At 64.5% G+C, this 20,011-nt stretch carries 13 protein-coding genes; 8 read left to right on the forward strand and 5 right to left on the reverse strand.

What is annotated here, in order from left to right; translation table 11 throughout:
* Window positions 1-29: 29 nt before the first annotated feature.
* The 5 genes from C477_RS17160 (at window position 30) to C477_RS17180 (ending at window position 8,596) form a co-directional block, all read left to right on the forward strand.
* Complete coding sequence (locus tag C477_RS17160) at window positions 30-767, forward strand: creatininase family protein (protein ID WP_008895797.1); 738 nt, start codon at window positions 30-32, stop codon at window positions 765-767.
* A 959-nt stretch (window positions 768-1,726) separates the two neighbouring features.
* Window positions 1,727-2,665: a bifunctional 5,10-methylene-tetrahydrofolate dehydrogenase/5,10-methylene-tetrahydrofolate cyclohydrolase gene (locus C477_RS17165; protein ID WP_008895798.1), complete on the forward strand. Its 939-nt coding sequence runs from the start codon at window positions 1,727-1,729 to the stop codon at window positions 2,663-2,665.
* Window positions 2,666-2,844: 179 nt separating this feature from the next.
* Window positions 2,845-5,403: a GcvT family protein gene (locus C477_RS17170; RefSeq protein WP_049914634.1), complete on the forward strand. Its 2,559-nt coding sequence runs from the start codon at window positions 2,845-2,847 to the stop codon at window positions 5,401-5,403.
* A gap of 31 nt (window positions 5,404-5,434) precedes the next feature.
* Window positions 5,435-6,679, forward strand: coding sequence for a threonine ammonia-lyase (ilvA, locus tag C477_RS17175; protein ID WP_008895800.1), 1,245 nt, complete (start codon window positions 5,435-5,437; stop codon window positions 6,677-6,679).
* Between the two features lie 276 nt (window positions 6,680-6,955).
* Window positions 6,956-8,596, forward strand: coding sequence for a BCCT family transporter (locus tag C477_RS17180; protein WP_008895801.1), 1,641 nt, complete (start codon window positions 6,956-6,958; stop codon window positions 8,594-8,596).
* A 261-nt stretch (window positions 8,597-8,857) separates the two neighbouring features.
* On the opposite strand, the gene C477_RS17185 is transcribed toward C477_RS17180, so the two are convergent.
* Window positions 8,858-10,108: a serine hydroxymethyltransferase gene (locus C477_RS17185; RefSeq protein WP_008895802.1), complete on the reverse strand. Its 1,251-nt coding sequence runs from the start codon at window positions 10,106-10,108 to the stop codon at window positions 8,858-8,860.
* Between the two features lie 125 nt (window positions 10,109-10,233).
* On the opposite strand from C477_RS17185, the gene C477_RS17190 reads away from it, so the two are divergent.
* Window positions 10,234-10,614, forward strand: coding sequence for a Rid family detoxifying hydrolase (locus C477_RS17190; RefSeq protein WP_049914635.1), 381 nt, complete (start codon window positions 10,234-10,236; stop codon window positions 10,612-10,614).
* A 415-nt stretch (window positions 10,615-11,029) separates the two neighbouring features.
* Here C477_RS17190 and C477_RS17195 read toward each other — a convergent pair whose 3' ends face one another.
* Window positions 11,030-12,007, reverse strand: a complete 978-nt coding sequence (locus tag C477_RS17195; protein ID WP_008895804.1) for a formyltetrahydrofolate deformylase — start codon at window positions 12,005-12,007, stop codon at window positions 11,030-11,032.
* Between the two features lie 288 nt (window positions 12,008-12,295).
* Window positions 12,296-13,507, reverse strand: coding sequence for a serine-tRNA(Ala) deacylase AlaX (locus C477_RS17200; RefSeq protein WP_049914636.1), 1,212 nt, complete (start codon window positions 13,505-13,507; stop codon window positions 12,296-12,298).
* Between the two features lie 89 nt (window positions 13,508-13,596).
* On the opposite strand from C477_RS17200, the gene folP reads away from it, so the two are divergent.
* Window positions 13,597-16,020 carry a dihydropteroate synthase gene (gene folP / locus C477_RS17205; protein ID WP_008895806.1) on the forward strand — a complete coding sequence of 808 codons (2,424 nt, stop codon included), beginning with the start codon at window positions 13,597-13,599 and terminating at the stop codon, window positions 16,018-16,020.
* Window positions 16,021-16,067: 47 nt separating this feature from the next.
* On the opposite strand, the gene C477_RS17210 is transcribed toward folP, so the two are convergent.
* A complete protein-coding gene (locus C477_RS17210) occupies window positions 16,068-18,005 on the reverse strand; it encodes an archaea-specific SMC-related protein (protein WP_049914637.1) in 1,938 nt (645 codons plus the stop codon).
* Between the two features lie 201 nt (window positions 18,006-18,206).
* Window positions 18,207-18,836 carry a rod-determining factor RdfA gene (gene rdfA, locus C477_RS17215; protein WP_008895808.1) on the reverse strand — a complete coding sequence of 210 codons (630 nt, stop codon included), beginning with the start codon at window positions 18,834-18,836 and terminating at the stop codon, window positions 18,207-18,209.
* 209 nt (window positions 18,837-19,045) lie between these two features.
* On the opposite strand from rdfA, the gene C477_RS17220 reads away from it, so the two are divergent.
* A complete protein-coding gene (locus C477_RS17220; protein ID WP_008895809.1) occupies window positions 19,046-19,702 on the forward strand; it encodes a helix-turn-helix domain-containing protein in 657 nt (218 codons plus the stop codon).
* The last annotated feature ends 309 nt before the right edge of the window (window positions 19,703-20,011 follow it).

The raw sequence follows: 20,011 nt of genomic DNA on the forward strand, positions 1-20,011 counted from the left end.
ATGCGACTACGCGTTCAGCGATCGGCCGTATGCATCTCGAGCGAGCGACGTGGACGGAGATAGACGCGGCCGAAACGGATCTCGCGCTGCTCCCGGTCGGGAGCACGGAGCAACACGGTCCGCACGCGCCGCTGGGAACAGACACGCTCAACGCCGAGGCGGTCGCGGACGCGGCCGCGGAGCGGTACGAGGGGACGGTCACGGTCGCGCCCGCGATCCCCGTCGGTATCGCCGAGGAACACCGGCAGTTCACCGGCACTCTCTGGACCTCGGAGTCGACGTTCAAGGCGTACGTCCGGGATATCGTCGACAGCCTCGCCCACCACGGGTTCGATCGAATCGTTCTCGTCAACGGCCATGGCGGCAATACGAGCGCTCTCCGGGAGGTCGCCGGCCGGATCACTCGCTGCGACGAGGCCTACGCCGTGCCGTTCACGTGGTTCGACGAGGTCGGCGAACACAGCTCTCGCATGGGCCACGGCGGGCCGCTCGAGACGGCATTGGTGCAGCACGCGAATCCCGGCGCCGTCCGCGAGGACCGCCTCGAGGAGGCCGCCGAGAACGGGAGCGATCGCTGGGGAGATTGGCAGGGAAGAGTCAATCTCGCGTTCGACTCGGCCGAGTTCACCGAGAACGGCGTCGTCGGCGATCCGCGCGAGGCGAGCGCGGAGCTGGGCGAGGAGCTGCTCGACGCGGCGGCCGATGCGCTAATCGCGTTGCTGAAGACCATCGCTGACCGGGATCTCGACCGCCCCGCACACCGGTGACCGAACCCCGCGCCCGCGACGGCGCAGCCGCTTCCCAACGCTCGACGAGACTGTCGTCCGTTGCCGGTGTCGTCTCGATACTGTCACCTCGAGCGCCCCTTGCTTCACACGGATATCACTGTTATTTCTTCGGCCAATCACGGCTCACCGGCGTCAGTCGCGAAGAACATTCCGGTCACCGCGCTCCGGCTCTCGTACGCGGGTGAACGTCGAACGCGAGCGCGTGCTGTCGTAACGTCGGCGGTCGTTCGACGGCTCCGCCGAGCCACACTGCGGGGCGCATTCCTCTGTCCCGTCGTCGCATCTCACTCGTTCCCGCTCGCGTAGCCGAGCGGGTCCCGATTCCCGTTCTCCGGAGCCACCGAACCACGGGGCCACGCCGTCGGTTCTCCGATGGTCCGCTGTCGCGTCTCTCGATAGCGATCGGATCCGCTCGGCGTCGCTCGTCATACACTATCACTGACAATTCGAGGCGACGCCATCGCCGTTCGACGGCTGAAGCACGAAACTGGAGAGAGTTAGGATCTGGTTGAGGATGAGGACCCGGGGCCGGGGCGAAGCCCGGGAGTTGGGACGGTATCTGGTCACGGTTGCGGACTCTCCCGTCCCGGTTTCGGCACCACTGTTCGGTGCCGTTCGGAGAGAGCGCATTGGGACGGATAGGTTTCCACCGCAAATACTACAGGTGTATAAACCGGCCCGCCGAATCCGACCGTGATATCGATCGTAGCGTGCGATTCGGGGGACGGACGTCTACCGAGGCGGGCCCGACTGCGGAGCGTAGTAGCGATCGACACGTGGATTAATTACCCTCCTCGGAAACCCTTTAGTCGACATCGCTGCAGGCCGATGCGGTCCGTCTCGACGAACGACGGCGCCGGTACCCGATCGAGGTGCCGGCCGTAGCGCCCCGTCTCCTCGAGCGGACGCGACCCGCAGCGATCGGAACGAGATCAGCTATGACACGGATCATCGACGGGAACGAGATCGCGGATCGTATCACGGCGGACCTGGAACCATGCCTCGAGACGCTCGCGGACGCCGGCACGACGCCAGGGCTGGCGACGGTCCTGATGAGCGACGACGGCGCGAGCGAGACGTACGTCTCGATGAAACGGCAGGCCTGCAACGACCTCGGGATCGAGAGCATCCACCACGAACTCGATCCGGACGCACCGGCCGACGCGCTGTTCGATCGGATCGACGAACTGAACGACGACCCGGCGGTCCACGGTATCCTCGTGCAGTTACCGCTCCCGGATCACGTCGACCGGCAAGCCGTCCTCGAGCGGATCGATCCGCGGAAGGACGTCGACGGGTTTCACCCGGAGAACGTCGGTCGATTGGTCACCGGTACGCCTCGGTTCAAGCCGTGTACGCCCCACGGCATCCAGAAACTACTCGAGGCGGAGGGCGTCGAGACCGAGGGTGCGGACGTCGTCGTCGTCGGCCGGTCGAACATCGTCGGGAAACCGATGGCGAATCTCCTCGTCCAGAAGTCCGACACCGGGAACGCGACGGTGACGGTCTGTCACTCGCGTACGGACGACCTCGCGGCGAAGACGCGGGACGCGGACGTCGTCGTCGCGGCCGCCGGCGTTCCGGAACTGATCGACGGATCGATGCTCTCGCCGGGAACGACCGTGATCGACGTCGGCGTCAACCGCGTGGATGTCTCCGAACGGCGTTCGGAGGACAGTCAGACTTCGTCTGACCAGTCGGACACCGAGAAGGGGTACGAACTCGTCGGCGACGTCGAGTTCGAGAGCGCAAAGGAGAAGGCCGACGCGATCACGCCGGTCCCCGGCGGCGTCGGGCCGCTCACGATCACGATGCTCCTCTACAATACGATCAAGGCGGCGAGTCTGCGAGCCGACGTCGACGTATCGCTCCCGTGACCGGCGACGGAGATGCCGTCGCCCGGTCGAGCCGATGACGATGCCGCGTTCGCAAAAACCATCAACTTTCTTTCCTGTTGTGGGATTCGCGATTCGCCCCGTGAAGCGGCCTCGATCGCCCGTTTCACTTAAAGCAGCGGTATATTTATGAGCGGGACTGTAGCATGTGTGGGTATCACATGAGCACCGAAAGCTTGCCTTCGGGAGCCGAGACAGTGATCATCGGCGCCGGGGCCGTCGGCTGTAGTATCGCCTACCACCTGACGGAACTCGGCGCAGAGGACGTGGTCGTCGTCGATCAGGGACCGCTTCCGGTAACCGGCGGTTCGTCGACGCACGCACCGGGAATCATGTTCCAGACGTCACCGTCGAAGATCCAGACCAAGACGGCCCACTACACGAGCCGACTGCTGAAGGACGCGGGCGTTTACACCGAAGTCGGCGGCATCGAACTCGCCCGCTCCGAGGAACGGATGGACTTCCTCCAGCGGCGCGTCGAGTGGGCCACCTCGTACGGGCTGCCGGAGCCGGAGCTCCTCGAGCCCGAGGAAGTCACGGAACATCTCCCGCTCGTCGACGAGGACGAGATCCTCGGTGGCTACTACTCGCCGACCGACGGGCAGGTCGCCGGGACCGACGCGTTGCAGTGGTACATCGAGACGTCATCGGCCCGGTTCTTCGGCGACACCGAGGTGACGGACATCGAGACCAACGGCGGCGAGATTCAGGCGGTCGCCACCGACAACGGCCGCATCGAGTGCGATCGGTGCGTCCTCGCGACGAACAACTGGGCGTACCAGACCGGTCAGATGGCGGGCCTCGAGCTGCCCATCACGCCCGTCGAACACCAGTACGTCGTCACGGATCCGCTCGCGGAACTCGACGACGACGGTTCCGGCGACGTGATCGGTGACGCCACCGCCGGCCTCGAGGTCCCCGGCGATAGCCAGATCACGGAGTTCATGGCCCAGCCGCCGGACCGGCCGGTCGGCCGGGACCAGGACAACTCGCTGTACTTCCGAACGCACGGCGACGGCTACGGACTCGGCTCGTACAACCACGAGCCGCTGGTCGTCGACCCGGACGAGATGGGAAAAAACGACGAGGACAGCCAGGCGTCGGTCCACAGCTTCACCGAGAAGCACTGGACGAAGGCGACGCATCCGAACCGCGAGAAGTCACCCCAGCAGGCGTTCGACGAACTGCTGCCCGCGACCGAGGGCAAAGACTTCCGCGTCACCGAGAACGGCATCTTCGTCTACACGCCCGACGGGATGCCGGTGCTCGGCGAAACAGCGGCGATCGACGGGCTCTGGACCGGACTGGCGATCTGGTGGACTCACTCCGGCGGCTACGGGAAGATCCTCGCCGAGTGGATGGAGAACGGCGTCCCGCGGCTCCCGTCCGGACCCGTCGACACGAGCGGAATCCACGTCAACCGGTTCGAACCCCACGCCGGGAGCAAGGACTACTTCACGGACCGCGGCGGCAAACGGTACGAGCAGGTCTACAGCATCGTCGAACCGCGGTGGCAGCCCGACGACCACCGCGGGCTGCGCGTGAGTCCGTTCTACGGGCAACAGCAGGAACTCGGTGCCGAGTTCTACCAGAGCGGCGGCTGGGAGACGCCCCAGTGGTACGAGTCCAACTCGGACCTCGTCGAGAAGTACGAGGACCGGATCCCCGAACGGGACGGCTGGCAGGGGATCAACCGCTCCCCGATCGAGGGCGCCGAGCACCTCCACACCCGCGAGAACGTGTCCATGTTCGACATGACGACGTTCAGTTCGATCATGGTCGAGGGCGAGGACGCCGGCGAGTTCCTCCAGCAGATCTGCAGCAACGACATGGACATCGACGTCGGGAAGGTCCGGTACACGACGATGCTGAACGAGGGCGGCACGATCATCGCCGACCTCACCGTCGCCCGCCTCGACGAGGACGAGTACATGGTGACGACCGGCGGCGGCAACTCGCCGGGGATCCACGGCTCCTGGATCCAGGACCACGCGCACGACACCGTCTCCGTGACGGTCGAGGAATCCGCGAAGTGCACCGTCGGACTGTGGGGACCGAAGTCTCGATTGCTGCTCCAGCGAGTCACCGATGCCGACGTCTCTAACGACGAGTTCCCGTACTTCAGTTGCAAGCGGCTCTACGTCGGCGACGTCCCCGTGATCGCGCTGCGGGTCTCGTACGTCGGCGAACTCGGCTGGGAGCTGTGGGCACCCTCCGAGTACGGCCGGAAGCTTTGGGACACGCTCTGGGAAGCCGGTCGAGATCTCGACGTCAGGCCCATGGGCGGCGGCGCACTCGAGTCGATGCGCCTCGAGAAGGGGTTCCGCCTGTGGGGAACGGACGTCGACACCGACGTCGATCCGTTCGCCGCCGGCCTTCCCTTCGCCGTCGACCTCGACACCGAGTTCATCGGGAAGGAGGCGCTCGTCGAGGCCAAAGAGGCGGGCATCGATACCGAGGTCGCCTGCCTGACGCTGGACGATTCGACCGACGCGATGCTCGGCGGACGGCCGGTGCTCGCTGACGGCGAGGCCGTCGGCTACGTTCAGGCCGGCGACTACGGCTACAGCGTCGGCGAATCGATCGCCTACACCTACCTGCCCAGCGAGTACGCCGACGCCGGGACGTCGGTGCAGATCCAGTGCGAAGGGGAGACCTACGACGCGACGGTCCGCGACGAGCCGCTGTTCGATCCCGGCCGCGACAAGATCATCCGGTAGCGTTCGACGACCAACACCCACAGATTCAATTATGAGTGAATTTCAGGAACAAGGACCGTTAGTTCAGTATGCGGACATCGAACGAGCACGCGACCGCTTCGACGACGAGACGGTCGTCAAGCGGACGCCGGTCGAGCGGAGCACGTCGCTCGGCGAAACGGTCGACGCGGAGGTGTACCTGAAGATGGAGCACCTCCAGTGGACCGGCTCGTTCAAGACCCGCGGGGCGTACAACAAGATCAGACAGGCAGTCGACGACGGGGCCGACGAGTTCGTCGCCGCGAGCGCGGGCAATCACGCACAGGGCGTCGCCCTCGCGGCGACGAAGTGCGGCGCGGACTCGACGATCGTGATGCCGACCCACGCCCCGCAGGCGAAGATCGACGCGACGCGGAGCTACGGCGCGACGGTCGAACTGGTCGGGCAGGACTTCCAGGAGGCGATGACGTACGCCCAGGAGTACGCCGCCGAGAACGACGTCGAGTTCGTCCACGCGTACGACGATCCGCACATCGTCGCCGGACAGGGGACGCTCGGTATCGAGATCCACGAGGACTGTCCCGACGTCGACACCGTCGTCGTCCCGATCGGGGGCGGGGGACTCATCAGCGGCGTCGCCACCGCGCTCGACCACCTCTCCCCCGAGACGCGCGTCGTCGGCGTCCAGGCCGAGGGAGCCGCGACCGTCCACGAGAGTCTCGACAAGGGAATCCCGGTCACGCTCGACGAAGTCGATACCATCGCCGACGGGATCGCGACCGGCGGGATCTCTGACCTGACGCTCAACCTCATCGAGGACCACGTCGACGAAGTCGTCACCGTCTCCGACGCGGAGATCGCCAACGCGATCCTGCTGCTGCTCGAGCGCGCGAAACAGGTCGTCGAGGGCGCGGCCGCCGCGTCGGTCGCGGCCGTCTTGAGCGATCAGTTGGACGTCAGCGGTGAGACCGTCATGCCCGTCCTCGGCGGCGGGAACCTGGACATGACGATGCTGCAGACCGTCCTCATCCACGCGCTCACGGAGCGAGGACAGATCCTGCGGCTGCGCGTCCGGATCGACGACATGCCCGGAGAGATGGACGACATCTCGGGCGTCATCGCCGATCACGGCGCGAATATCCAGACGGTCCGGCACGACCGCGCGGTCGAGGATCTCACCGTCGGCGAGGCGTACCTGGTGTTTCAAATAGAGACCAGCGGCGCCGAACACGCCGCGACGATCATCGACGCGATCGAAGCTGAAGGGTACATCGTCGAGGACGTCAACCGAAAGTGAAAATATAATGATATATTGTGGGAAGAAGCCCTGATTCGGTCGGTTTGAGTATTAATTCCCTGACGAACGTGTTAGATACTAGATTGAAGGGTAGGCTTATACCGAAGAACGAAGAGAACCAATGAGAGGTAGTCACTAACAATGATCGGCGAGAACGAGCGTACGAGAACCCGATGGACCGAGCGGGGGCGCGGCGCCCCGTCGAACGAGACGATCGAGTGGCGGACGTCCGCCACCGATCGCGGCGATCGAACAGCGGTGAAACGGTGATCCACGATGGCGGGAGCTGAATCAAACGGACCGGTCGGACGGTTCCTCGAGGAACTCGACACGCCGGTGTTCGCGGTCGGCTTCTTCATCGCCGCCGCGGCGGTAATCGCGTTCGTCCTCTGGCCGGAGACCGCGTCGGGGTACATGACCAGCGTGAACGATTTCCTGTGGACTGCCGCGGGCTGGTGGTACCTGGTCGCGATGTTCGCCCTGGTCGCGTTCGCCGGCTTCCTGATATTCGGACCGTGGGGCAACATCAAGCTCGGCGGAGAGAACGAAGAGCCGGAGTTCACGTTCCTCGCGTACTTCGCGATGCTGTACTCGGCGGGGATCGCCGCCGGGATCGTGTTCTGGGGCCCTGCCGAGGCGATCTTCCACTACGACACCGTCTCGCCGTTCATCGGCGCTGAGGCGCAATCGGCGGGGGCCGCCGTCGGGGCGATCCAGTACACGTTCTTCCACTGGGGCCTCTCCGCGTGGACCGCGTACGTGATCATGGCGCTCCCGATCGCGTACTTCGCCTACCGATACGACGCGCCGCTGCGCATCTCGACGGTGATCGCACCGTGGGTGGGCATCGAGAACCTCGACCGCCCGATCGCGAAGGTCATCGATATCCTCGCCGTGTTCGCGACGATCGGCGGCGTCGCGACGACGCTGGGACTGGTCGGGAGCCAATTTCTCGTCGGCGTCGAGTGGATCACCGGTGCGAGCGTCGGTGACCTCGGGACGGTCGTCGTGATTACCGGACTGACCGTCGCGTTCACGATCTCGGTCGCGCTCGGCGTGGAGAAGGGGATCCGCCGCCTCTCGTACTTCAACATGGCCCTGTTCGCCGTGGTGACCGTCGCGACGTTCGTCCTCGGGCCGACGACGTACATCATGACCGTCGGCACGGAGGCGCTCGGCGCGTACATCAACGACTTCGTCACGATGAGCTTCTACACCGGCGCCGCCGAGAGCGTCGGCGGCGGCGTCAGCGGCTGGGTCGGCGGCTGGACGGTCTTCTACTGGGCGTGGTGGTTCTCCTGGACGCCGTTCGTCGGGCTGTTCATCGCGCGCATCTCGCGCGGTCGGACGGTGAGACAGGTCGTCGTCACGGGCGTCATCGCCTCGACGGGAATCACGATTCCGTGGTTCGCCACGATGGGCGGCACCGCGATCTTCCTGCAGGAGAACGGTCGCGCCGACATTCTCACCGTCATCAGCGAACTCGGTGAGGCCGGCTCCGGATACCCGCTGTTCGAGGCGTTGCCACTCGGCGGCGTGTTGACGGGTCTGTTCCTCGTGCTCGTGACGACGTTCCTCGTCACGTCGGCCGACTCCTCGACGCTGGCGCTGGGAATGCTCACGACTGGCGGGAACGAAAATCCCTCGACGATCAACCGCGTCATCTGGGGATTCCTCATCGGCGCGCTCGCGTCGCTGCTGATGGTCACCGGCGGCGTCGACGCCCTGCAGCAGGCCGCGATCATCACCGGTGGGCCGTTCGCGATCATCGCGTTACTGGCCGTCGCGGCGATGATCGTCACGTTCAGCAGCCATCGGCCGCTGTTCCTCCGCGAGGAGGACGACGTCTCGCTCCCGTCTCTCGAGGTCGAGACGTCCGACCGCGAGGCCGCCGACGCCGATCCGTCCGACGACTGACCGACCGGCTTCGGCCGCTCGATTCCTCGCGGTCGATTTCGATTCCGGTGCCGGACGCCGTCTCGACGTTCGTCCGGCGGGGTGACCGTCGGCCGGGAGCGGCGATAGTACCGTCGACGACCGGCTCGCTTCGTCTCTTCCGGTTCCGGTAGCTATCCGTTTGGGCGACTGGACGGCTACACGAAGTAGCGACGGCGAGCCCGCGACGCAGCCGGTCGGCGGTGAAAATCAGTCGTCGGCGTTACGCCGGTACCGTGAGACTCACTCGTAGATCGGGAACTCCTCGCAGAGGTCGTCGACCCGCGACGAAACGCGATCGACGACCGCGTCGTCGTCCGGCGCGTCGAGCACGTCGACGATGAGATCGGCGACGGTCTCCATCTCGGCTTCCTCGAGGCCGCGGGTCGCGAGCGCGGGGGTGCCGACGCGGATCCCGCTGGTCACCATCGGCGACCGCGTCTCGCCGGGGACGGTGTTCTTGTTGACGATGATGCCGACGTCGCTCAGCGCTTCCTCGGCTTCTTTCCCCGTCAGATCGGGGTGGGAATCGCGCAGATCGACAAGCAGGAGGTGTTTGTCGGTCCCGCCGCTGACCAGCGAGAGTCCCCGTTCGTCGAACACCTCGCCGAGGCGCTTCGCATCGGCGACGATCCGTTCGGCGTACGCTTCGAACTCGTCGGTCCGGGCCTCTGCGAAGCCGACCGCCTTGCCGGCGACATTGTGCATCAGCGGCCCGCCCTGCGCGCCGGGGAACACCGCGGAGTCGACGTCGTCGGCGTGCTCCTCGTCGCACATGATGAGCCCACCGCGTCCGGCGCGGATCGTCTTGTGGGTACTCCCGGTGACGAAGTCAGCGTGCTCGGCCGGCGACGAGTGAACGCCGGCCGCGATGAGGCCGGTCACGTGAGCGATGTCCGCGAGGTGGTAGGCGTCGACCTCGTCGGCGATCTCGCCGATACGGTCGTACTCGAACTCGCGCGGATAGGCCGAGGAGCCGCTGACGATCATGTCCGGCTCGATCTCGCGGGCCTGTTCCGCGACGTCGTCGTAGTCGATGTACCCCGTCTCGGGGTCGACTTCGTACTGCTCGACGTCGTAGAGCTGACCCGAGAAGTTCACGTTGTGACCGTGCGAGAGGTGGCCGCCGTGTGACAGCGACAGCGAGAGGATCGTGTCTCCCGGCTCGAGGACCGCGAAGTAGACCCCCATGTTCGCCTGCGTCCCGCTGTGCGGCTGGACGTTGGCGTGGTCCATCTCGAAGAGCGCTTTCGCGTGCTCGATAGCGAGTTCCTCCACCGTATCGACGTGCTGGCACCCGCCGTAGTACCGGCTGCCGGGATATCCCTCCGCGTACTTGTTCGTCAACACGCTTCCTTGGGCCTCGAGGACGGCTTTCGAGACGTGGTTCTCCGAGGCGATCATCCCGAGCGTCGATTCCTGCCGCTCGCGTTCGAGCGAGACGGACTCGGACACGCTCGGCGCTATCCGGTCGAGTGGCTGTTCGAACGCCATACGTCAAGTGAAACGGATGCGAGTAAGTATCTTGCGTGTGTGTACCACACCACCACGAAACGTAACTCCGCTAACCGGACGTGGAACGGAGCCGAGATTTAAGAGACCCGAACTGGTACCACGGCGTGATGCGAACCGTTAGCACCGACGACGCACCGGCAGCCGTTGGCGCGTACAGTCAGGCGACCAGAACCGACGACGTCCTCGTCACCGCGGGCCAGCTCCCGCTGACGGCGGACGGCGACCTGTTAGACGACGAGTCAGTCGGCGACCAGACGCGGCAGTGTCTGGAAAACGTCGCGGCGATCCTCGAGGCGGAAGGTCTGTCGATGGACGACGTGCTCAAGACGACCGTCTTCCTCGACGACATCGACGATTTCGAGGAGTTCAACGAGGTCTACAGCGAGTTCTTCGACGAGGAGCCGCCCGCCAGGAGCGCGGTCGAGGTCGGTCGCGTTCCCAAGGGCGCGGCGATCGAGATCGAAGCGATCGCGGCCGCCGAATAGGCGACCGCGGCGAGTACCGGTCCGAAATCGATCCGTCTGTCCCATCTTTTCGTTCCGTCGATCACGGTCGGCTCAGCGAGACCGGGGACTGCGACCGCTCGAGCGTCCGTATTTGCGATCGAACAGCGGCGAGTGATGCGAACAGTTCGATCGCTGCGCTCCGATCTCACGTCTCTTGAATTCGTAGAACGGATGCGAGCGATCCGAACTGATACGCGAATTCCACGTCGAATCGGTCCCGCGTGCTTCACAACGATATCAGTGTTATCTACCGATCGATCGGATCTCGAGGCTCGAAACTCGTTACCGTCGAAGCGGTATCCGACGGCGATTCGTCTCGGGGACACCGGAACCGGTCCCATGGCTCGCGGAAGTTCGACGGAACCGAAGAGAAGCTATCGCGGAACGGAACCCGTCAGTCGTCCGCAACGGCCGTCGTGTCATCGCCTTCGGCGGTGAGTTCCTCGCGGCTGTCGACCGGCTCGCTGGGATTCGCTTGGTCCAGTTCCGTCGCGGCTCCGAGTTGAGCGTCGGTCGCGTTCGGATCGACGACTCTCGTCTGTCCGCCCTCGGTCACGATCTCGTCCTCGAGATGCAACCGGATCGCTTCCGCGAGGGCGTCCGCCTCGAGCGGCTGGCCGCGCTCCTTGAGGTCCGCTTCGGTCGCGTCGGCGGGGACGTTGAACGCCCGTTGCGTGATGATCGGCCCCTGATCGAGGTCCGTCGTCACGTAGTGGGCAGTGACGCCGGCGATCCGGACGCCCTCCTCGAGGGCCTGCCGGTAGGCGGCCGCGCCGGGGAACGCCGGCAGCAGCGAGGGGTGGACGTTGATGATGCGGTCCTCGTAGCGGAAGACGACCTCCGGCGAGAGGATCCGAATGTAGCGGGCCAGCGCGATGAGGTCGATCTCGTACTCCGCGAGGAGGTCGAGCAGCTCGTCCTCGTCTGGCGTGCCGTTCTCGTCGCCGATGTCGTGGAACGGAACGTCGTATTCGGCCGCGAGCGGGCGGAGCGTGTCGTGGTTGCCGATGACGACTCCGATGTCCGCACCGAGTTCGTCGTTCTCCCAGCGCTCGAGCAGGGCCTCCAGGCAGTGGCTCTCCTTGGTGACGAGGACGGCGATGGACCGGTCCTCGCAGTCGGACGGGAATCGAACCGTGACGTCGACGCCGAACTCGTCGCCGAGCGCGTCGAGGTCCTCGCGGAGTTGGTCCCGCGAGACCGACATCTCGGACGCGTCGACCTGCATACCCATCCGAAACGTTCCCTCCCGCACGGCCTGATCCAGGTCGACGATGTCGACGCCGCGTTCGAACAGCAGCGACGTCACGTCGGCGATGATCTCCGAATTGTCGTCGCCGACGATCGTGATCTCGGTCCGCTCGCGGGTCATCGTTCCCACCTCGGAGACCCGTCCTCGGTCGCGGTCGTCGACTGCGCTCGGTCGATCCCGGTGGCGCGTACTGATCGGTCTACCCGGTCCGTCGCCGCGGCGGACGACGCATACTGTGCTAGTGACATCCACTCACCTGTTCCCGATCACCGGTAATGAACCTTGGTTCTCCTGATATCGGGAGAATACGTCGTGTTTGCCGACCGGCTCTTCTAATCAGGAATCAGACACTCTGAAAAGCAGCGTTCGGATCGATCGGCGACCGTCTCCGATCGAGGCCGAGGGAGATCAGGCCTCCGTTCGGAGGTAGTCGACGACGGCGCCCGGCTCGTCGTCGAGACCGCCACCCTGTGCGAACGTCGGTCCGCCGCCGCCACCGCCGCCGAACGACGCCGTGACATCGTCGACGAGTTCGCTCGCGTCCGTCTCGCCGGTCGTGCCGACGACCACGAACGCGCTTCCGTTCACGCCGGTCAGCGCGACCACGTCACCGATATCGCCCGCGAGCTCCCGCACGCGTTCTGACACGTCGTTGGGACCGATGCCGTCGATATCGAGTTCGCCGACGACCCACTCCTCGCCGTCCTTCGAGACGGTGTCGTCGCCCAACGACTCGAGGCGTTCCTCGAGCAGCCGATCGCGCAGGGCGTCGACCTCCGCCTCGAGGGTCGCGTTCTCTTCGACGACGGCGGTCGCCCGCTCCGGAAGCTCCTCGACGCTCGTCTCCAGCGTCCGGGCGGCGCGGGTCGCGGCTCGCGTCTCGTCGAGTTGCGCGCGAACGGCGGTCGGGCCGACCGCGTACTCGACGCGTACGAGCCCCGATCCGGGGTTTGACACCTCGAGGACCTTGACGGGTCCGATCTCGACGGTGTTTTCGACGTGCGTCCCGCCGCAGGCGGCGACGTCCCAGTCGTCGATCTCGACGATGCGGACGGTGTCGGTCGTCTCGGCCGCGCCGGTTTCGTTGAAGACGATCTCGTCGCGGTCCCGCGCCTGCGCCGCGTCCATCTCCCGCCAGGAGACGTCTCTCGACTCCCAGACGACCTCGTTGACCATCCGCTGGAGGGTGAGCGCGTTCACCTCGTCCGGGTCGCGATCGGTCTCGAAGTCGATGCGGCCCTTCTCCGCGTCGATGTCGAACCCGCCGTAGCCGTGGTCGTCGAACAGTTCGCGACCGGCGCCGTACAGCACGTGACTGGCGGTGTGCGCTCGCATACAGTAGGTCCGGAACTCGTCGTCGATCGAGCCGGTCACGTCGTCGCCTGCCTCGAAGTCGGGCGCCGTCGCCAGCGTGTGGACGGTCTCGCCGTCGCGCATCTGCACGTCGACGACATCGATCCCGTTCAGCGTCCCGCGATCGGCCGGTTGGCCGCCGCCTTCGGCGTAGAAGTACGTCTCCTCGAGCCGAAGGTCGGTCTCGTCGACGGACCGCACCGCCGCTTCGAACTCCGTCACGTATGGCTCGTCCGGTGCGCGATTGTCTCTCGATTCGGAAGCCATTGTGCCGACTGTCGGCACACACCGTTATAAACCGTACGGAGGCGCCGGTGCGGCGACACATTAATGAAGCCGCCGGTGGCACGTGTGGTATGGAGTATCACGAGTCGGTCGACTACCTCGAGTCGCTACAGCGGCGTCGACCCAAGCTCGGAACGGAAACGACCGCCGCGTTGCTTGCGCATCTCGATCGTCCGCACGACGACCTCGACTGCGTCCAGATCGCCGGGTCGAACGGGAAGGGAAGCACCGCGTGTATGCTCGAACGAATTCTTCGCGACGCCGGACTCGATGTCGGCCTCTATACGTCGCCTGATCTAAACGATCTGCGCGAACGGATTCAGATCAACGGCCGGAAAATTCCGAAACAGCGGGTCCGGGAATTCGTCGGCGAAATCGACGACTGCGTCGAACGGCTCCGCGAGGCGGACGACACGCCGACCTACTTCGAGGTTCTCACGGCACTCGCGCTCCACCACTTCGCCGCCGAGGACGTCGACGTCGCCGTCCTCGAGGTCGGCATCGGCGGCCGATACGACGCGACGAGCGCCGTCGATCCCGTCGCGAGCGCCGTGACCAGCGTCTCGCTGGAACACACCGACATCCTCGGCGACACGATCGAGGAGATCGCCCGCGACAAGGCACAGGTCGCGCCGGCCGATGCGCCGCTGGTGACCGGCGCGTCGGGGGCGGCCCTCGAGGCGATCCGTTCGGAGACGGACGTGATTACCGTCGGAAGCGACGACGCGGACGTGGTCGCCCGCGAGCACGGGCTGGCGTCGCCGATCGAGAGCGAGATTTCGATCGCGGGACCGAAGTGGTCGCTCGAGACGCGGCTGCCGCTCGTGGGCCCCCATCAGGCGACCAACGCCGGCGTCGCGGCGACGCTGGCCGATCAGGTCGCCGGCGTCGATCCGGAATCGATCGCGCGCGGTCTCCGCGACGCCTACTGGCCGGGCCGGTTCGAAGTCATGTCGACGGCACCGCTCGCGATCCTCGACGGCGCGCACAATCCGGGCGCCTGCGAGACGCTCGCCTCGCTCGTCGACCGATACTCGTTCGACGACCTCCATCTCGTCTTCGGCGCGATGCGGGAGAAGGACCACCGGGGCATGGCGACGGCGTTGCCGTCCCCCGATGCGCTCTACCTCTGTGAACCGGACGTGCCTCGTGCCGAGAATACGGCCGTCCTCGCATCCGCGTTCGACGATCGGGCGGCGACGATCGACTGCGCTGGGTCCGTTCTCGAGGCGACCGAGCGGGCGCTGTCGGCGGCCGACGAAGACGACTGTGTCCTCATCACCGGCTCGCTGTACGCAGTCGCCGAAGCGCGCGACCGGTGGACGCGGCTTCAGATCCCGAAGCGAACGGCCGCGACGGAGCAGGCGCGGAACGTCCTCACGAGCGCGGCCGTCGACGCGGAGACCGCCGAGTCCGTCGCGGACGAGACCGTCCATCGAACGATCAAGACCTATCTGCGCGGTCCGCAGGCCGAGCGCGTCGAACGGGCGTTCGAGGCGATCGGCGGGACGTGCGTCCGTTCGGACGCCGAGACGGCCGGTCGCCGCGTCGCGACGGTCCTCTCCGGGACGTCGTCGCAGTTCCGGGACCTGCTTGCGGAACTGACCGACGCCGACCGCGGCCTCGCCCACGTCGCCGCCCAGCTCCGGCGAACGATCGACGATCGCGTCGACGACCGAGCCGATCGCGATCGGTATCCGTGGGATCGAACCCCCGCAGTCATGGGCATTCTGAACGTCACGCCGGACAGTTTCTACGACGGAGGAGAGTACGACCGCGTGCCGGATGCGGTCCGGCGAGCCCGCGAGATGGTCGCCGCCGGCGCGGATATCGTCGATATCGGCGGTGAGAGCACCCGTCCCGGCGCCGAGCCGGTCTCGGTCGCCGAGGAGATCGACCGCGTTGTCCCGGTCATCGAACGCATCGAGGACCTGGACGTCCCGATCTCGATCGACACGCGGAAAGCCGCGGTCGCCGACGCCGCCCTCGAGGCGGGCGCAGACATCGTCAATGACGTCTCCGGACTCGAGGATCCGGAGATGCGCTTCGTCGCGGCCGACCACGACGCGTCGCTCGTCGTCATGCACAGCCTCGAGACGCCCGTCGATCCCGACCGAACCGCCACCTACGACGACGTCGTCGAAGACGTCCTGCACGAACTCTCGGAGACGGTGTTACTCGCGGAACGCGCGGGACTCGACCGAGATCAGATCGTCGTCGACCCCGGACTCGGCTTCGGGAAGGACCCCGCAGAGAGCTTCGAGTTGGCCGCCAGGACCGACGAGTTGCGCGCGCTGGGCTGTCCGGTCATGGTAGGCCACTCCCGGAAATCGATGTTCGACCGCGTCGGCTGCCCGTCCGGCGAGCGATTACCGCCGACGCTCGCGGTGACGACCATGGCAGCCGAACGCGGCGCTGACATCGTCAGGGTTCACGACGTCCCCGAAAACGTCGCCGCGGTTCGGACGGTCCGCACGGCGGACGCTCGATACTAGCCCTCGCAGTTGAAGCCGGAAGCAGAAGTGGGCTTAAGTGAACACGATCACGAACGGGCAGCGAAGGTAGCGGTCGATACCGTCGGATACGTCTCCTCGAGTTCCCTCGCCTCCTCGGGAAGGACGGCGGCGACGACGTACTCGGTGTGATCCTCGAAGTAGTCCAGTAGACCGCGGATCCGGTCCGCGTCGAGCATTTCGACGGCGTCGATGACAATAAAGGGCAGTTCGCTCGCGACGTCGTGAACGAGATAGCCCGCGAAGGCGACGACGAGCCCGATCACCTCGCGCTCGCTCTTGCTCAGGCTGTCGACCGTGTCCTCGTACGCGGCGCCGCTCTCGTTCGAGCGAACGATATGCAGCTCGAAGTCGGTCGCCGACGGCGCGTCACCGTCTCCCGCGAGCCGTTCGATCCAGACGCGCTCGACGTTCTCGTAGTCCAGCACGTCGAGGACCTGCTGCATCGATTCGTTGAACGTCGTGACGAGGTCGCGCTCGAGCGTCTCGATCCGCTCTCGCTGCTCTCGCAGCCGCGTCGCGACCGACTCGCGTTCCGCCTCGAGGTCGTCGCGGTTCTCGAGTTCCGCCTCGAGCTCCTCGATCTCCCGTTCGAGTTCGGTCAACTCGTTCTCGAGTTGCCCGCGTTCGTACTCGAGGTCGCTCACCTCGCCGTGGAGCTCGAGCAGTTCGTCGTCCCGTTCGTCGAGCGTTTCGGCGTCCGCTTGAAGCGATTCGATCTCGTCGTCGAGCGCCGCTTTCTCGTCCCGGAGCTCGCTCAGCGTTTCCTCTCGCCGGTCGATCTCGGCTTCGATCGACTGCTCTTTCTCGGCGAGTCGCTCGCGGTCGTCGCGCTGTCGTTCGAGCTGGCGTTTCTCCTCCTCGAGCGATCGTATCCGCTCGGTGATCGTTTCGCGCTGCTGGCGCTTTTCTTGAATGATCTCCTGGACCACCCGCACTTGCTCGGCGATCTCTTCCCGTTCGACGGTGGAGCCACACGTCCAACAGGTGATCGTCCGCGACGCGGGATCGAGTTCGGCGACGATCTCGTCCGACTTCATCTCCTCGGGGATCTCTCGCTCGTCGTCCAGCAGCTGGTCGTTCATCTCGACGATCGGGCTCAACGCGTTGATCGTACTCGTCAACTGCTGTTTCTGATGGTGAAGGCCCTCGATTTCGCTCTCGATCGCGTCGACGTCCCGTGACGACTCCGCCGTTCCAGGTTCGTCGCGCTGCTCGCGGACGGCCTCGAGCTCGTCCTCCAGCGAGCGGATCGCCTCTCGTTGCGTTTCGATCCGATCGCGAACGGACTCGCGCTCCGATCGCTTCTCCTTGAGGTCGTCGAGGACGTCGTCGCCGTCGGTCTCCGCGTCCCGCTCGTCGATCGCCTCGCGCTTCTCGCGGAGGGCCGTCTCGATCTCCTCGCGGTCCTCGCGGAGGGTCGTCGCTCGCGTCCGCAGCGTCGGGAGTCGGTCCTCGGATCGATCTAACTCCACGAGTCGCTCGTCGAGCCGATCCTTTCGCTCTTTCAGCCGCTCGATCTCGGCCTCGATTTCCGCGGTATCGACGGGCCGCATCAGGAGTTCGTACAGGTCTCCGTCCGTGAGGAGCCGCTGCCTGATCGGATTCGTTTCTCCGAGTGCGACGAACAGTTCACAGAGGTCGGTCCGATCGGAGAACCGCTCCGCGTCGGTGACGATCGGATCGCCGTTTTCGTTCGACAACTCCAGGAAGTACTCGTTCTCGTCCGTTCGAAGTGTCACACGTCCGCGATCTGCGTCGCTCTTTATCGGCGGCGTGGGTCCGCCGAGTACGGCGGCCAGTCCGCGAAGGAACGACGACTTGTTCGATGCATTCTCCCCCGAGAGCAGCGTCACTCCAGGTGAGAGCGTCAGTTCGCCGTCGGTGATTCCACCAACGTTTTGGGCAGTGATGTGTAATTCCTCGAACTCGCTTTCCGGTTCCGATTCAGGGCTGTTTACAAACATGGATGGGCGAACGACCGATGCATCGGTAGGGCACAGCGGATTGATTAGGCCGCGCGACGGTAGATGATGACCGTATCCTATATAATCGTTTGGCCGAATAATACTTTCACGATAGCGGAGGGCCGTACGTACAACGATCCGCTATCGTCGGCCGACCGCCGACGTCGAAACCCGCTCCGTACTCGTGATGCCACACGGCGATCACGCTTCGGTCTCATCGTCCCGAACAGCGGTTCGACCGTCCTCTCGGCACGAACAGCGTCCCCGATCCACCAGGCGGGCAAACGTGTACTCCTCACCGCATTCCGTACATGCGACGCGCAGACTCAGCGTGACTTCCGGGTCGCCGATCGTCAGGAGACCGCTCGAGCGGAGTCGATCGATCGTTCGCACGGTGATCGACTCGGTTCGGGACAGTAATTTGAAGACGACGTTCTTCGCGTCGGTCCGATCGATTCGCGTGGTTCGCTCGGTGTCGACGTCGAGACAGTCGTTGAGATGCGTCCGAACGGTCTGGTAACTGACGAAGTCGTCCGTGACCGCGTCCGGGTCGATACCGTTCCGTTCGAGTCGAGACCGCGCTTCGACTCGCGTTCCGGCGCTCACGTCATCGTCGGTAAGCAGGCGGTAGAGATTCTCGACTTCGCCCTCCAGCATCTCCATGTTCGATTCGTTCACCGCCGCTCGGAGCACCTGCCGATTGTGATACGTTTCGAGGTCGCGGAGACTGGCACCCGCGTCCCGGCGCTCGAGGAGTCGCTGATCGAGGTCGTCGAGTTTCCGCTCTCGGGCGACTCGATCGATCTTACAGCCCCCGGTGTCGTTCGCCATCGTATATATTGCGTGTGTGGGACACCATTTATTTTCTTCCCGGTGTGTCGCCGCCGCGAACCGTTACCCGACTGACTCGAGGATACTCTTATAATGCTGCCCAAAGCAACGAGAGAGTACCGTGCAGACGGACGATACACGATCGGCGAGTCGATATCGAACCAACGATCGAGACCGCTCGGTAACTAAGACGGACCACTACTGAAGAGATGCCTATCACCGTAAAAGCCTACGCCGAACACGACGAACTCGCTCTGGTCCCGACGTTACGGAGTGTAGATGGTATCGAGATCGAAGTAATAACGCAGGCGAACACCGACCCGGATTCGGACGTTTTTCCGTTTCTCATCAGGTACGACGACCGCGACGAACTGGAGCGTCACCTCGATTCTGATCCGACCGTCGACAGTTACGAACTCATCGATGCGAACGACGACACGTTCATCTACTATATCGAACATTCGGACGGAACTATATTACTGAGTCCGATCCTCACGGAAGTGAACGGATTCATGTTACGTACGGAAACCAGACGTCGCGGATGGTTCGTCCAGTTACAGCTCCCGGACCGAGAAGCGCTCAATACGATCTGGGAGTACGCCGAAGGGTGCGGGATGAAGTTCGAAATCATCGAGATACACGGGAGCACGGGGGCCAAAGAGGACGTTTTGTTCGGACTGACGGACGAACAGATCGAAGCACTGCAAACGGCGTACAAGTGCGGGTATTTCAACGAGCCGCGAGACACGGCCCTCAGCGGCGTTGCCGACGAAGTCGGCGTCTCCTCGACCGCGATGAGCGGTCGGCTTCGACGCGGGATGCGGAACCTGATCTCCGCGACGTTGATGGACGAAGATATTGACTGACAGCCTTACTAGTATTTCACGTCGTTATATCTCCACAGACACGCATCTATTCTAGAATAAATGTAAAGGTGTTTATAATAGGGGTAGGCGTGAAATCTCCCTCTAAATCTCCAAATAGCCTAAATTTCGGTGTTTATAAAATACATGTGTTGTTCTACCTTGAATTCCAACTAACATGAATGACCATCAGATAAGTGTATAATCTTGCCATCATATGATCAATTCGATAGAATCAGAACGGCCTACGAATCACCACCATACGACGGTAGCCAGAACGGACTCCATCATATAGAGGGTATTTAAAGAGGA

The sequence above is a fragment of the Haloterrigena salina JCM 13891 genome, from assembly GCF_000337495.1.
Taxonomy (GTDB): Archaea; Halobacteriota; Halobacteria; order Halobacteriales; family Natrialbaceae; genus Haloterrigena; species Haloterrigena salina.